Origin of the sequence: Pseudomonas sp. AKS31, from assembly GCF_023634765.1 — a bacterium.
Classification (GTDB): domain Bacteria; phylum Pseudomonadota; class Gammaproteobacteria; order Pseudomonadales; family Pseudomonadaceae; genus Aquipseudomonas.
Window position 1 is genome coordinate 227,847 of the sequence record NZ_JAMLFX010000005.1, and the last position, 14,735, is coordinate 242,581.

General features: G+C 58.2%; 17 protein-coding genes. 12 read left to right on the top strand and 5 right to left on the bottom strand.

Annotated features, from left to right (window positions below):
• Nucleotides 1-254 precede the first annotated feature (254 nt).
• From M9827_RS16675 to M9827_RS16695, 5 genes are all read left to right on the top strand, one after another.
• Nucleotides 255-617 (top strand): DUF6124 family protein, encoded by a 363-nt coding sequence (locus M9827_RS16675; protein WP_123595730.1) that lies wholly within the window; start codon nt 255-257, stop codon nt 615-617.
• Between the two features lie 193 nt (nt 618-810).
• On the top strand, nt 811-1,440 hold the full coding sequence (locus M9827_RS16680) for a nucleotidyltransferase domain-containing protein (protein ID WP_250606246.1): 630 nt from the start codon (nt 811-813) through the stop codon (nt 1,438-1,440).
• The gene (locus M9827_RS16685; RefSeq protein WP_250606247.1) at nt 1,403-1,822 is read left to right on the top strand and encodes a hypothetical protein; all 420 of its coding nucleotides are present in this window, start codon (nt 1,403-1,405) and stop codon (nt 1,820-1,822) included. Before M9827_RS16680 ends, M9827_RS16685 begins: the two co-directional genes overlap by 38 nt.
• 129 nt (nt 1,823-1,951) lie before the next feature.
• Entirely contained in the window at nt 1,952-2,257 is a 306-nt protein-coding gene (locus M9827_RS16690) for a class I SAM-dependent methyltransferase (RefSeq protein WP_250606248.1), read from the top strand.
• Nucleotides 2,258-2,368: 111 nt separating this feature from the next.
• Nucleotides 2,369-2,608, top strand: coding sequence for a hypothetical protein (locus tag M9827_RS16695; protein ID WP_250606249.1), 240 nt, complete (start codon nt 2,369-2,371; stop codon nt 2,606-2,608).
• 120 nt (nt 2,609-2,728) lie between these two features.
• On the opposite strand, the gene M9827_RS16700 is transcribed toward M9827_RS16695, so the two are convergent.
• The 5 genes from M9827_RS16700 to norR all read right to left on the bottom strand — a co-directional run bounded on the left by M9827_RS16700 (nt 2,729) and on the right by norR (nt 7,305).
• The gene (locus M9827_RS16700) at nt 2,729-3,478 is read right to left on the bottom strand and encodes a YkgJ family cysteine cluster protein (protein ID WP_250606250.1); all 750 of its coding nucleotides are present in this window, start codon (nt 3,476-3,478) and stop codon (nt 2,729-2,731) included.
• Nucleotides 3,479-3,561: 83 nt separating this feature from the next.
• Nucleotides 3,562-3,888 (bottom strand): hypothetical protein, encoded by a 327-nt coding sequence (locus M9827_RS16705; protein WP_250606251.1) that lies wholly within the window; start codon nt 3,886-3,888, stop codon nt 3,562-3,564.
• Between the two features lie 156 nt (nt 3,889-4,044).
• Nucleotides 4,045-4,503: a GNAT family N-acetyltransferase gene (locus M9827_RS16710; protein ID WP_250606252.1), complete on the bottom strand. Its 459-nt coding sequence runs from the start codon at nt 4,501-4,503 to the stop codon at nt 4,045-4,047.
• Nucleotides 4,504-4,530: 27 nt separating this feature from the next.
• Nucleotides 4,531-5,433, bottom strand: a complete 903-nt coding sequence (locus tag M9827_RS16715; RefSeq protein ID WP_008084803.1) for a chemotaxis protein CheV — start codon at nt 5,431-5,433, stop codon at nt 4,531-4,533.
• 312 nt (nt 5,434-5,745) lie between these two features.
• A complete protein-coding gene (gene norR / locus M9827_RS16720; RefSeq protein ID WP_250606253.1) occupies nt 5,746-7,305 on the bottom strand; it encodes a nitric oxide reductase transcriptional regulator NorR in 1,560 nt (519 codons plus the stop codon).
• A 163-nt stretch (nt 7,306-7,468) separates the two neighbouring features.
• Here norR and hmpA point away from each other — a divergent pair, with 163 nt between their 5' ends.
• The 7 genes from hmpA to cyoD all read left to right on the top strand — a co-directional run bounded on the left by hmpA (nt 7,469) and on the right by cyoD (nt 14,727).
• The gene (hmpA, locus tag M9827_RS16725) at nt 7,469-8,650 is read left to right on the top strand and encodes an NO-inducible flavohemoprotein (RefSeq protein ID WP_250606254.1); all 1,182 of its coding nucleotides are present in this window, start codon (nt 7,469-7,471) and stop codon (nt 8,648-8,650) included.
• Nucleotides 8,651-8,868: 218 nt separating this feature from the next.
• Entirely contained in the window at nt 8,869-9,429 is a 561-nt protein-coding gene (locus M9827_RS16730; protein ID WP_250606255.1) for an ester cyclase, read from the top strand.
• A gap of 25 nt (nt 9,430-9,454) precedes the next feature.
• Nucleotides 9,455-9,964 carry a disulfide bond formation protein B gene (locus M9827_RS16735; RefSeq protein ID WP_250606256.1) on the top strand — a complete coding sequence of 170 codons (510 nt, stop codon included), beginning with the start codon at nt 9,455-9,457 and terminating at the stop codon, nt 9,962-9,964.
• Nucleotides 9,965-10,789: 825 nt separating this feature from the next.
• A complete protein-coding gene (cyoA, locus tag M9827_RS16740) occupies nt 10,790-11,731 on the top strand; it encodes a ubiquinol oxidase subunit II (protein ID WP_007916947.1) in 942 nt (313 codons plus the stop codon).
• Nucleotides 11,732-11,734: 3 nt separating this feature from the next.
• Nucleotides 11,735-13,765 carry a cytochrome o ubiquinol oxidase subunit I gene (gene cyoB, locus M9827_RS16745; RefSeq protein ID WP_007916945.1) on the top strand — a complete coding sequence of 677 codons (2,031 nt, stop codon included), beginning with the start codon at nt 11,735-11,737 and terminating at the stop codon, nt 13,763-13,765.
• A gap of 3 nt (nt 13,766-13,768) precedes the next feature.
• A complete protein-coding gene (gene cyoC / locus M9827_RS16750; protein WP_007916943.1) occupies nt 13,769-14,392 on the top strand; it encodes a cytochrome o ubiquinol oxidase subunit III in 624 nt (207 codons plus the stop codon).
• Nucleotides 14,392-14,727, top strand: coding sequence for a cytochrome o ubiquinol oxidase subunit IV (gene cyoD, locus M9827_RS16755; protein WP_007916940.1), 336 nt, complete (start codon nt 14,392-14,394; stop codon nt 14,725-14,727). The genes cyoC and cyoD overlap by 1 nt, the downstream gene beginning before the upstream one ends.
• Nucleotides 14,728-14,735 lie beyond the last annotated feature (8 nt).

Here is a 14,735-nt window from a genome sequence, read left to right on the forward strand (position 1 = left end):
TCTTTGGGTGTCGCCGAAAACTCGGTGATCGGGTGTGAGAACCCGGGCTAAGTATTATTCCAACACCAGTACCGTCATAATCGGCGCCAGCTGATTGCTGCCTGCTTTTTTATGGCAGCTATGTGCGGGCGGACTTCGGTCCGGCCGGAGGTTGTACTGGTCCTTGCCCGGTTTCTCACCCCGTACGTAGCTGCCACCCAATTCGCCGCGTGAGAAACGGTAATTGTTGGCTCCAATCAGTAAGGACTGAATCAATGACTAAGCCAGTTCCCGATCCACCCATCGATCCCACCACCCCACTCGAAGACGCCCTCCGCGCCGACGATCAGATCAAAACCCGCGAAGCCATCAAGCGCGCTCTCGATTTCTACCTCTGCCCCGAACCGGTCAAGCCGCGTCAGCCCAGTACGATGTTCCTCATCCACCCGAACATCGACACCGAAAGCCTGCTGGCCCACGCCTGCGAATCGCTGGCTTCAGCCAATGTCATGGCCGGTGATCTGGCCGATCAGCTCAGTCGTCCGCAGCGCAGTACGGCGCTGGCGATTCAGCAGATCGTCATGCTCGCCGAGCTGGCGGTAAACCGGGCGCTGGATCGGGTTGATCCGCAGACGTAATCCGTCTGAGCACCGCGTCATCGTTCTTCGCGAGCAGGCTCGCTCCTACAAGGGGATCGCATTCCAAATGTGGGTGTGAGCCTGTTCGCGATGGCTATTGGTCTGTGGCCGCTGTCTCTGGAAATATTCTCAAGGTTGATAAGTCCCAAAAAGGGACCTATCGTTCCCTTTTTGGGACTCTTTGGGCTTCACAGTGGAAACGATCTCTCTAAGCGAAGCGCTGTTTACCACCACTCAACAAAAAGTGTTGGGTCTGCTGTTCGGTAAGCCTGACCAGACTTTCTATGCCAATGAGATCGCGCGCTGGGCGCGTGTTGGCAAAGGCAGTCTCATGCGTGAACTCGACCGTCTGCAGCGAGCCGGTGTGTTGCGCATGACGAGAGTGGGCAATCAGAACCATTACCAGGCCAATCCCACCTGTCCCATCTATGCCGAACTACTGGGCATCGCCCGCAAGACGTTTGGCATCGCCGAGCCTCTGCGTCAGGCATTGCAGCCATTTACCGAGCAGATCACCTGGGCGTTTGTCTATGGCTCCATCGCCAAGGACACAGCAAACACACTCAGTGACATTGATCTCATGCTGATCGGCGAAGGCCTGCACTACAGTGACGTCATGGAACGGCTCATGCCCATGGAGGAGCAATTGGGTCGTCCCATCAATCCGACGCTTTACACCCCGCAAGACTGGGCGGCGAAACTGGCTGCGCAAAACAGCTTTGTCGTGCGGGTGGTGCAGCAGGAAAAAATCGATCTGTTAGGGGCAAACCCTTTGGAGTCCAAGGATGGGCAGCAACGAGAGTCTGGAGAATCTTCTACGTAGCGGTGGGCTGAAAGCGGAGCCGCCGGATCGCAAGGAGTGTGAGGGCTTGATGCGCTCGGCCGTGGATCGGCTCAAGGATGCGCAAACTTCTACATTGTCTTTTTCCAGCCGTTTCGACTTGGCTTATAACGCAGCGCACGCGTTGGCGCTGACTGCGCTCCGATTGAGTGGCTATCGATCGGATAAACGCTATCTGGTCTTTCAGTGTCTGGTGCATACGGCGCATATCAGCAAGGTTCAGGTGCGATTGTTCGCGTTGTGTCATGAGCGGCGCAATCTCGCAGAATACGAAGGGTATATGGATGAGGATGACGCGCTTCTGGCGCAGTTGTTGGAAGGCACCTCGCAATTATTGAGTAACGTCCAGCAACGAATTAACTGACATCCGGCACGGCTTGCGATCCTGACTAATCTCTTAAAGATCCGCCTCTATGAGCGGATACAGCTTGTATGGCTCAGGCCGCGCACGGCCCAAATCTCTCTGGGCCGTCCACTTCGGGAGTGTCTTGAAATGAAGCTGAAAACCGCTCTGCCGTCTGTGCTTCTCTTGCTTCCACTCACAGCGTTCGCCGCGCCGGCCAGTCAATCCGGTGAGATCCGCTTCAGCGGGCAAATCGTTGATTCGGGTTGTCAGGTCGGACCGGTCGGGGCGTTTGTTGCTCGTGATTCTCGTCAGATCGAAATCACGCCCGGCGTGAAAGTCGATGTCGACACCGATCGCAATGCTTGCAGTCATCAGGCGCTGCCGATTTCCATGCGCTACGAAGCGCTGAAGACCTCGAACGACAAAGGCATTGTCATCATCAGTTATCTGTAAACCGTTCGGCGTGCGCTGCAAATCTTCAGGTGCCGAGCCATGGCGCACAGGTATACTGCGCGCCTTCGCGGCTCACTGATCGGGCCCGACTTTTTGCTTTCCGGAGCTTTTATGACTTCCCCGACCCTGCCGCCGGTTGACGACGCCGTGAGCGATGTCTCGGCTGAACTGGCCGATACCAGTGAAACCAAAGCCGAAATCCCGGCATTCAAGTTCCCCTTCAAACCGGGCGAACTGGCCGCTGCCAAAGGCTCGAACCAGCCTTGGTACAAGAACGGCGCCAAGAACGGCCACACCAAGACCCCGGGCATGGCGCCGCCGGGCACCCGTCGTTCGATGGGCAAGCGCTGAGTTTTATTCCCGCCAGCTCCCACAGGGTTCTGTGTCGTACACAAATTATGTGAATGCCCGAGATACCTGTTGGAGCTGGCTTGCCAGCGATGAGGCCAGTTCGATCTTGCAAAACCCCGATCAAGCCGCCCGCAGCGAGATAAACGCATAGGTCTGCGCCGGCTCAGTCACCACCTGTGCCCCGGTCGCCAACACCTGCCCGGCCACATCATCGCCCGACAGATGAAACACCCACTCACTCGACGCCATCGTCAACGGTTGGGCCGTTACCTGATCAATCACCGCCGCAAACGCATCCATGTTCGGCAAATACGCAGTAAAGCCGTCACCCTTCAGCGCTGTGGTGCGAATCCCCAGCGCCGCGCAGATCGCGTCCTTGATGCCGATGTCGTCGCGATCGGCCTGGCGCGAACGTTGAATCAATTCAATCAGCTCCTGATCGACCAACTCGCCCCCGGCAATCAGCACCGGCCCCTGTTGCCAGGACTCCGGCGGGCAATCCTTGGCGGCAGGGTTGAGCGGGATATGCGGATTGATTTCCGCCGGATAAATGCGGCACACCAACGGCCGTCGCTCGTAGATCCGGCACAGGTTTTCTTCGTCAAGATTCCGGCAGCGGCCGACGTTGTAAGCGGCGAAGGTGATTGCTACATGGGCGTCTGTCGTGCCGCTGCGAACGTGCGTTGAGCGACGTTCGGCATGTTCCCGCTGCTGCGCCGGCAAACCCAGGCCATTACCGAGAAAAGCCTCCACCAGCACGATCACCTGACCGCCATCCGCCGCCCACATGCGGGCTTCGGCCAGGGTCAGCGGGACATGGTGGTCGGTGCAGCATTTGCCGCAGCCTACGCAGGAAAACGTCGTATTCATTGAGCGATCTGTCTTCAATCAGGGTGTGAAACGGTGGCGGAAAACCACCGCACAGGCGCGGATCGAAGCAAGTTATGCGCCACTCACTGGGCTTTGGCGGTCGGACGGATCGAGTCCCACTCGGTGACGAAGGCGGTTTTCGATTGTTTGTTGTACAGGCACAGCTCGGTGCCTTGCTGGCCTTTCATGTGTTTTTGCGGGTATTGGCCTTGCAGCAGGACGGCGGTATAGCCGACGCGGTCATCGAATTGTGCGGGCGTGCCGACCGGTTTGGCGCTTTTCAGACCGCTGGCCTTGGTGCAACTGGCGAGTACGGTTTTGTCGTAAGCGGCCCAGGCGTCGGGGCTCGAGGCTTGGACCTGGGAGGCGAGGGCGGTGAGGCAGAGCAGGCTTAAGGTGATGGCTTTCATGATGGGCGTCCTTGGGCGTGGGTGGCCAAGGTTGGAGTATGCCTAAAGAGTTTTGTTGCCTGGGACACCATTAAAAGATCGCAGCCTTCGGCAGCTCCTACATGGATATGCGGTTCCCTGTAGGAGCTGCCGAAGGCTGCGATCTTTTGACTTTAATCAGTCCGGCACCAGCTCGCGGCGGACCACGTACATCCCCGCACTTTCATACAACCGCTGCGCCCGCCGGTTGTCTTCCAGCACCTTCAGATCAACAAACCCTTCGCGGCGTTGCTGAAACACCTTGAATGCATTGAGCAACAACGCCCGGCCCAATCCGCGCCCCTGCATGCGCGGATGCACCACCAGATTCTTGATATAGGCGCTGGTCCAGCACTGCGCCACACCGACCACGCCTTCGGCATCGCGGGCAATTAAACACAGGCTCGGATCGTATTCAGGATCGCTTTCGAACTGCCGCTGCCAAACGTCCAGCGCCGGCACTCGGCCACCACCTTCGCGGTAGCCGAGTTGCATCAAGTCATGCGCGTCCGCCGCCAGTTCGACGGAGTACGTGCACAGTTCAATACCTTGAGGCATAAAAGCATCCGGCGCGTCCTTACCGAGGTCGCGCCGCATCAGGAAACAATATCTCTCGGCCAAGACTTAGTGCCCGTGGGCGGCGACGTGTTTGGCCGCTTCGATCAGGCAGTGGGTCAGTTCCGGCGAGGAGAACTTGGTCAGCACGCCGTTCGCCCCGGCCAGCCGCGCTTTCTCGCTGTTCATCGCGCTGTCGAGCGAGGTGTGCAGCAGCACGTACAAATGGGCGAAGTCCGGAGTCTCGCGCAGGGTGCGGGTGAAGGCGTAGCCGTCCATCTCGGACATTTCGATATCGGAGACGATCAGGTTGATCTGCTGCGCGGTGCCTTGCAGGTCGAGCAGGCAGTCGATGGCTTCCTTGGCGCTGCGTGCGGTGTGGCATTGCAGGCCGAGATTGCGCAGGGTGTGCACCGATTGCTGCAGCGCCACCTGGCTGTCATCGACCACCAGAATGCGCGCATTGCCGAGCACTTCGGCGTCTTCCATTGTCAGGTCGGTCGGGGCCATTTCGATCTGCGCCGGGGCGATGCTGTGGATAACCTTTTCGATATCCAGCACCTGCACCAGCGTGCCGTCCACCGAGGTCACGCCGGTGATGTAGGCGCGCGAGCCGCCGGAGCCGAACGGCGGCGGTTTGATGTCGGTGGTCAGGCAGTGGACGATTTTACTCACCGCCTGCACGTGCAGACCCTGCTTCGAGCGGCTGACGTCGGTGACGATCAGGCAGCCGCCGTTCGGGTCTTCCAGCGGGCGCTCGCCGATGGCGCGGCTGAGGTCGATCACCGACAGGGAAGCACCGCGTAACGTGGCGATGCCTTTCACGTGCGGGTGCGACTCCGGCAGTTTGGTCAGCGGCGGGCAGGGGATGATTTCACTGACTTTCAGCAGGTTGATCGCCATCAGCTTGCCGCTGCGCAAGGTAAACAGCAGAAGCGAAAGTGAATCTGCGCGGGCTTTGGTGGAGGACATATGAACCTTCTGTGGAAAGGTGGTGGGCGAGGGTGGGAATCGCCAGAAACTATTGATGCCGGGTTATCGGCGTCAAAAGGTTGGGCTTTAGGTTAGTTGTCGGGTTGTGTTTCGATCTAAAGCCAAAGCCCCTCACCCCAGCCCTCTCCCGGAGGGAGAGGGGGCCGATTGGGGAATATTGTAGTAATTCACCGACCTGAACCTGCTCTGCCGAATCCATAATCGACTCGATATTTCAGGTCGGCGTATGGCGAAAGACACCTCGGTCAGTCCCCTCTCCCTCTGGGAGAGGGCTAGGGTGAGGGTGTGCTTTTAGCTCTTCATCCCCAACCGCTTGGCCATCCGCCCAAGATTCGCCCGATCCAGCCCCAACTCCCGCGCCGCACTCGCCCAGTTATCCTGATTACGCTCCAGCGCCGCACTGATCAAACGCCGCTGATACTGCTCGGTCTCACTGCGCAAATCCCCGCTGATCAGCGGCATCTCGGTCACCGCACCAACAACAGCCTCAACCGAGTTATCCACAATCTCACGCGGCAAATCCAGGTCCGCCGCACTGAGGCTGAGGATCTTCGGCCGCACCTTGCAGTTGCCCAGCGCCTTCAACGCACTGCGCCCGATCAGGTGTTCCAGTTCACGCACGTTGCCCGGCCAAGTGTAGGCGAGCAACGCTTCCTGGGCGTCGCTGCTCAGGCGCAGGCTGTTGAGGCCCATGCGCGAACGGTTCTGCTCAAGAAAGAAGCCGCTGAGCAACAACACATCGCGGCCGCGATCGCGCAGCGCCGGCACACGCAGCGGGTACACGCTCAGGCGATGGTAAAAGTCGGCGCGATAGCGACCGCTGCGCACTTCTTCGGCCAGGTCGCGGTTGGTCGCGGCAATCAGGCGCACATCGACCTGATGCTCCTTGTCCGAACCCAAACGCTGCAACTGACCACTCTGCAAAACGCGCAGCAATTTCGCCTGTACGGTCAGTGACAACTCGCCAACTTCATCGAGAAACAGCGTGCCGCCATTGGCCAGTTCGAACTTGCCGCGCCGGTCGCTGGTGGCGCCGGTGAAGGCGCCGCGCACGTGGCCGAACAGTTCGCTTTCGACCAGTGTGTCGGGCAGGGCGGCGCAGTTGAGGCTGATGATCGGTTGGTCGGCGCGCGCTGAAGCGGCGTGAATCGCCTGGGCGACCAGCTCTTTGCCGACCCCGGTTTCGCCGGTGATCAATACGGTCAGATCGCTGCCGCCGACCAGATTGATTTCCTCCACCAGTTTTTTCAGCGCCTTGCTCTGGCCGATCATTTCGCGGTTCTGCTGACCGCTGGCCTGGCGATAAACCTCGGCGCGCTGGTGCTCGTCTTCAGCGCGATTGGCTAAACGCTGGATGCGTTCGGCGGCGTTGACCGTGGCCGAGGCGAGGCTGGCGAAGGCTTGCAGGGCGTCGAGTTCGATCGGTTCGAAACGCTCGGGGTCGAGGGCGTCGAGGGTGATCAGGCCCCAGAGTTTTTCATCGACAAATAATGGGCAGCCGAGGCAATCGTGGACTTCGAGGTGTTCGTCGAGTCCGTCGACGAGACCGTCATAAGGATCGGGCAAGTCGCTGTCGGCGGCGAAGCGCGTGGGGCCGGTTCCGCTGAGGAGAATTTCGAAGCGCGGGTGCTCGCTGACCTTGAAGCGCCGACCGAGGGTGTCCGTACTTAAACCGTCCACGGCCAGCGGCACCAGCGCTTCGCCGTCGAGGCGCAACAATGCGGCGGCATCGCACGGCAGTAGCGCGCGCATGGCTTCGAGCAAGCGCCGATAACGCTCGCCCTCGGGAAGTTCGCGGGACAGGTCGGACACTAGAGGCAGCAGCGCGGTGAGCAGGGATTTTGCGGTCATGGTCTTGTAGTCAAAGAGACAAGATGTAGTCGGGATGACTATAAGGCTCTTTGAGTCTTTATGACTACGTAAACCTCAAATCATTGATTTATATGAATAAATTAGTTGGCACGAATACTGATAACCCAAAGGTAACTTTTCCAAGAAGCTCAGGAGTCACCTTATGCTTAGCGTTCAGGATCGTGCCATCGTCAAATCCACCGTGCCTCTGCTGGAAAGCGGCGGTGAAGCGCTGATCACCCACTTCTATCGCATGATGCTCTCCGAATACCCGGAAGTCCGGCCGCTGTTTAACCAGGCCCACCAGGCCAGCGGTGACCAGCCACGCGCCTTGGCCAATGGCGTGCTGATGTATGCGCGGCACATTGATCAACTCGATCAGTTGGGCGATCTGGTGGCGAAGATCATCAATAAGCACGTCGCCCTGCAGATCCTTCCGGAGCACTACCCGATTGTCGGCGCCTGCCTGCTGCGTGCGATTTCTGAAGTGCTTGGCGAAGAGATCGCCACACCGGAAGTGATGAGCGCGTGGGGCGCGGCTTATGGGCAACTGGCGGACATTCTGATCGGCGCCGAAACCGCGATTTACGACCAGAAAGAACACGCCGTCGGCGGCTGGCGCGGGGCGCGTGAGTTCATCGTCGCGGCCAGGGTCGAGGAAAGTGCGGAAATCGTTTCGTTCTACTTCGAGCCAGCAGACAAAGACCCGATTCTCGCGGCCGAACCGGGTCAGTACATTGGCATGAAGCTGATCCTTGATGGCGAGGAAATCCGCCGCAACTACTCGCTGTCGGCACTGGCGAACAACGGTCAGTACCGCATCAGCGTCAAGCGCGAACCGGGTGGCCGGGCGTCCAACCACTTGCACGATCAACTGCAGGTCGGCGCCAGCATTCAACTGTTCCCGCCATCGGGCGAGTTCACCTTGACCGCCAGCGACAAACCGTTGGTGCTGATCAGTGGTGGTGTTGGCATTACGCCGACCTTGGCAATGCTTGAAGCGGCGCTGGAAACCGAGCGTCCGGTGCACTTTATCCACTGCGCGCGCAATGGCCGCGTGCACGCGTTCCGCGACTGGATTGATGAGCTGGCGGCGCGTCATCCGCAACTCAAGCGTTTTTACTGCTATGCCGAAGATGACGGCGTGAGCCCGGCGGCGGACAAGGTCGGGATGCTGGATCAGGCGCTGCTGGGCGAGTGGTTGCCGGCTCAGCGTGATGTCGACGCTTACTTCCTTGGGCCGAAGGGATTCATGGGGGCGATCAAGCGCCATCTGAAAGCCTTGGGTGTGCCTGAGAAGCAGAGTCGTTATGAGTTCTTCGGGCCGGCTGCGGCTTTGGAATAATTCAGAACCGGGTTGCCTTCATTCGCGAGCAGGCTCGCTCCCACAGGATTTGTGTTCGACGCAGATCCAATGTGGGAGCGAGCCTGCTCGCGAAGGCCGTTACGCGGTGCTGATTCTTAAAAAGTGTTTAAAGGTTAATCGTTTCTTAACCGGTTTATCGTTTATTCCCCGATGCTGATGATAGGCGCTCGTTCGTTTACATGATCAGGATCGCCCCCATGTCGCATTTCATCTTCGCCCGTCGTTTCAGCTTTGCAGCCATCGGTCTTTCGGTCGCGTGGCTGGCCAGCCCGTTTGCTGCTGCCGAATCTGCCTTGATAAAGCCGCAGACGCTGATCGTCGATCAGAGCCTGCCGAAGGCGCAGGTAGAAGCCATGACCCTGGCCGCGCGGCGTTATGGCAGTTTCTGGAATTCCGGTGAAGAGGCGTTGGCCGTAGCGGCGTTGTCGCCGCAGTTTGTCGACCAGACGCCGCCCGAAGGTCGGGTGCAGGGGCCGACCGGGCCGTTGCTGGCGTCGAAGTTCTTTCGCACGGCTGTTCCGGACTTGAGTTGCGACATCGAGCAAATGATCATCGCCGGTGATCGCGTGGTGGTGCATCTGCACTTTCGCGGGCACTTCAGCGGTACGTTCAAGGCTCTCAAAGGGCAGGGCCAGCGTGTAGACTTCCGGGCAACCGATATCTATCAGATCGACAACGGTCGCATCGCGGCCAATTGGCATATCGAAGACAACATCAGCTTGATGGCGCAACTGCAGGCGCAGCCGCCATCCAGCTGAACCATGGACATATAAGGGAAACGCGATGAGCGAGGAAACGATTCGACTGGGACGTGAGCGGCGCTTTCTGGTGTTGCTGGGCATCATCTGCCTGGCACTGATCGGTGGTGCGCTGTACATGCAGATCGTGCTCGGCGAGGCGCCGTGCCCACTGTGCATTTTGCAGCGCTACGCGTTGCTGCTGATCGCGCTGTTCGCGTTCATCGGCGCAGCCATGCGCACGCGCCGCAGCATCACCGCATTCGAAGTGCTGGTGGTGATCTGCGCGGTTGCCGGGGCCGGTGTGGCCGGGCATCACGTGTACACCCAGTTCTACCCGGCGGTGAGCTGCGGCATCGATGTGCTGCAGCCGATTGTCGATGACCTGCCGCTTGCGAAGATCTTCCCGCTTGGCTTCCAGGTCGACGGTTTCTGCTCGACGCCGTACCCGCCGATCCTCGGTCTGTCGTTGGCACAATGGGCATTGCTGGCGTTCGTGCTGGTGGTGATTCTGGTCCCGCTGCTGACCTCGCGTAACCGAAAAGCACTGCGCTGAGTCAACTAATCGGCTGTCTGGCCGATACAGAAAACGCCTCGATTTGCGTATCAGCATGTCGGGGCGTTTTGCATTTCGAGGTGTTTGTGAAAACACCGTGACGGGTGGCAAGGAAGGGTGTGGCAAGTGTGCGACATGTTGTCACACGCGCCGTGTCGCAGGCCGCTTCGATGACGCGGAATTGGTCGTTGTTACAAAAAAGGATTGGTCAGTTTCAGGGTTTTTTGGCTTTAGCACGCGAGTGCCAGAGCAGGCAGTTTTAACAAGCGCTGGCAGATGGCCAAAAGCCTTGGGTTATCGGGCTTTGCGCTGTTCCAGCGTTCGGAAAAGGCCTTCGGAGCTGTCTGAACTGACGCGGGTACACCCACAATTTTTGGTGTTTTTGTTGAGAATCTATTTCGATAACATGTGGAACTTTTGCAAAAATGGTGATGCATTGTTGCTCGAACGGATAAAAATTATTTCGGGATAAGACATGGTGTATAGGGCGCTACCTATCTACAATCGCCCGCACTGAATTCCCGGCACTGTTCAGCCTTTATTAAGGAGGCGAGCAGGAAGTCGGGTGTCGAGTGAGTCGAAAGGCTTTCAAGACACCCAGGTGTCGGTGCCTTCCAACTTTCCGCACCAAATGGAATTGGTCTGTAACAAGGCCTTTGACCACGAATTCGAATAAGAACTGACCGCTGTCCCAGGTTTTGTCGAGCGTCTGACGCGCGACGGGCGGCCCTTATTCAATCCAAAGAAAATGCCAACCCTTGGCAGGGTGAAGTGTTGGCGATCAAAACCCAACTGCATTGCGCAAGCTGCTTTAGAGGTCGTGAGATGAGTAAAAACAGGTACCCCAGATTACTAGGCCTAGTGCCGCTGCTCGGCACGTTGTTGCTGGGAGGCTGCAACATGACCTTGCTCAATCCAACGGGCCAGGTTGGCCTGGAACAGCGAAACCTGATCATCACCGCGACCCTGCTGATGCTGTTGGTCGTCGTGCCGGTTATCGTCATGACCTTCCTGTTCGCCTGGAAGTACCGCGCGTCGAACAAGAACGCCGTCTACACCCCGAAATGGTCGCACTCGACCAAGATCGAAGTGGCAGTCTGGACCATCCCGGTCCTGATCATCATTGCCCTGGGTTACATCACCTACATTTCGACCCACGAACTGGACCCGTATCGTCCGATTCAATCCGACGTCAAGCCAGTGACCATCGAAGTGGTCGCGCTGGACTGGAAGTGGCTGTTCATCTACCCGGAACAAGGCATCGCCACGGTCAACAAGATCGTGTTCCCGGCGCACACGCCCATCAACTTCAAGATCACCTCTGACGCTGTGATGAACTCGTTCTTCATCCCGGGTCTGGGCGGCCAGATCTACGCGATGGCGGGCATGCAGACCAAGCTGCACCTGATCGCTGACCGCAACGCTGAAATGGACGGTATCTCCGCCAACTACAGCGGCGCGGGTTTCACCGGTATGAAATTCAAGGCTATCTCCACCACTCAGGAAGATTTCGACGCCTGGGTAAGTGAAGTCAAGAAGTCACCTAAACAGCTTGATCAAGCTGAATACGCGGCCCTTGCCAAACCGAGCCAGAACAACCCAGTCGAGCTCTACTCCTCGGTCACGCCGAACCAGTTCCAGATCATCGTCGACAAGTACGAAGGTATGAAGCCGGGCAAGCCGCTGAAGCACGAGAAGAAAGAGAAAGAAGTGGCGGCCACGGAAATTGACTCGAGTTCGCATTCAGCTGCCGGGGCAGAGGAGTAAACGATGTTTGGTAAATTAAGTTGGGAAGCAGTCCCATTCCACGAGCCGATCGTGATGGTGACCATCGCCATGATCGCCCTCGGTGGTCTGGCGCTGTTCGCTGCAATCACCTACTTCAAGAAGTGGACCTACTTGTGGACCGAGTGGCTGACTTCGGTCGACCACAAGAAAATCGGCGTGATGTACATCATCGTCGCCATGGTCATGCTGCTGCGCGGTTTTGCCGACGCCATCATGATGCGTACCCAGTTGGCCATGGCCACCGAGGGTTCGCCTGGCTACCTGCCACCTGAACACTATGACCAGATCTTCACCGCTCACGGTGTGATCATGATCATCTTCATGGCGATGCCATTCTTCACCGGCCTGATGAACCTTGCAGTGCCGCTGCAGATCGGCGCGCGTGACGTTGCGTTCCCGTTCCTGAACTCCCTGAGCTTCTGGCTGCTGGTGTCCGGCGTTGTGCTGATCAACCTGTCCCTGGGCGTCGGCGAATTCGCCAAGACCGGTTGGGTTGCCTATCCACCGCTGTCGGGTCTGCAATACAGCCCTGGCGTGGGTATGGACTACTACATCTGGGCGCTACAGCTATCCGGGTTAGGTACGACGTTAACGGGGGTTAACTTCCTCGCGACCGTACTGAAAATGCGTACCCCTGGCATGAAACTGATGGACATGCCGATCTTCACCTGGACCTGCACCTGGGCAAACGTTCTGATCGTGGCTTCGTTCCCGATCCTGACCGCTACCCTGGCACTGCTGACCCTTGACCGTTACATGGATTTCCACATTTTCACCAATGAACTTGGTGGCAATCCAATGATGTACGTCAACCTGTTCTGGGCCTGGGGCCACCCTGAGGTTTACATCCTGATCCTGCCGGCCTTCGGCATCTTCTCGGAAGTGATCTCGGCGTTCACCGGCAAGAAACTGTTCGGCCACCACTCGATGATCTACGCCTCGGGCGCGATCTCGGTACTGGGCTTCATGGTTTGGCTGCACCACTTCTTCACCATGGGTTCGGGTGCCAGCGTCAACGCCTTCTTCGGTCTGGCGACGATGCTGATTTCCATCCCGACGGGTGTGAAGCTGTTCAACTGGCTGTTCACCATCTACCAGGGCCGTCTGCGCTTCACCAGCCAGGTTCTGTGGACCCTGGGCTTCATGGTGACCTTCGCCATCGGCGGCATGACCGGCGTACTGCTGGCCATCCCGGGTGCTGACTTCGTGCTGCACAACAGCCTGTTCGTGATCGCGCACTTCCACAACGTGATCATCGGCGGTGCGGTATTCGGTTACATCGCTGGTTTCGCGTTCTACTTCCCGAAAGCGTTCGGCTTCAAGCTGCACGAAGGCTGGGGTAAAGCAGCGTTCTGGTTCTGGATCTCGGGCTTCTTCGTCGCGTTCATGCCGCTCTATGCACTGGGCTTCATGGGCATGACCCGTCGTCTGAACGCCACCACCAACCCTGAGTGGGTACCGTACCTGTACGTTGCCATGTTCGGTGCGGTGATGATCGCTGTCGGTATCGCCTGCCAACTGATCCAGCTGTACGTCAGTGTGCGCGACCGCAACAAGCCAGAGAACGTTTGCGATCACGGTGACCCGTGGAATGCACACACCCTGGAATGGTCGACCTCGTCGCCACCTCCGTTCTACAACTTTGCTGTGCTGCCTAAGGCTGACTGCATCGACCCGTTCACCGAAGCCAAGGAAAACGGTACTGCGTACCAGCGTCCGGCCAAGTACGAGCCGATCCACATGCCGAACAACACCGCCACTGGCGTGGTGATGGGCGCACTGTTGACCGTCTTCGGTTTCGCGATGATCTGGCACATCTGGTGGTTGGCGATCGCCAGCCTGGCCGGCACCGTCATCTACTTCGTGATCCACGCTGCACGTGACGACCAGGGCTATATGGTTCCGGTTGAAACGATCGAGCGCATCGAAGCCGAGCAGCACAAGCGTCTGGTTGCGGCAGGGAAAATCCCGGCCGGTGCCACCCGTGTTGAAACCTCGTTGGAACAGGCTTAAACCATGTCGAACTTAGTGACCAATGTTGGACACGCCCATGGTGACCATGGGCACGATGACCATCACCACGACTCGGGCGAGATGACCGTATACGGTTTCTGGCTCTACCTGATGACCGACTGCATTCTGTTTGCGTCGATCTTCGCGGTGTACGCAGTACTGGTAAACAACGTAGCCGGTGGCCCGTCGGGCCACGACATCTTCGAACTGCCATACGTGCTGGGCGAAACCGCTCTGCTGTTGTTCAGTTCGATCACCTACGGCTTCGCCATGCTGGCGTTGTACAAAGGCAAGAAGCAGGCGGTCCTGGGTTGGTTGTTCATGACCTTCCTGCTCGGCGCAGGCTTTATCGCCATGGAGATCAACGAGTTCCACCTGCTGATCTCCGAGGGCTTCGGTCCTAGCCGTTCGGGCTTCCTGTCCGCGTTCTTCACCCTGGTCGGTACCCACGGTCTGCACGTATCTGCGGGTCTGATCTGGATGGGCATCATGATGTACCAGGTCAACAAGCACGGCCTGACGGCGACCAACAAGACCCGTCTGAGCTGCCTGAGCCTGTTCTGGCACTTCCTCGACGTGGTGTGGATCTGCGTATTCACCGTTGTTTACCTGATGGGGACTCTGTAATGGCTAATGCACACTCCCATGACAGCCATGATGCTGGCCACGGCAGCGTAAAGTCGTACGCCATTGGCTTCATCCTGTCGGTGATCCTGACCGTGATTCCTTTTGGTCTGGTGATGTACCCGAGCCTGCCGAAGGCCACCACGCTGGCAATCGTTCTGTTGTTCGCCGTGATCCAGGTGATCGTTCACCTGTATTACTTCCTGCACCTGGACCGTTCCATTGCTCAGCGTAACAACGTGATTGCATTCGTCTTTACGGCGATCGTAATCGTGCTGCTGGTTGGCCTGTCGTTGTGGATCATGTTCAGCATCCACACCTACATGATGGCGAAGTGAGGTAAGAC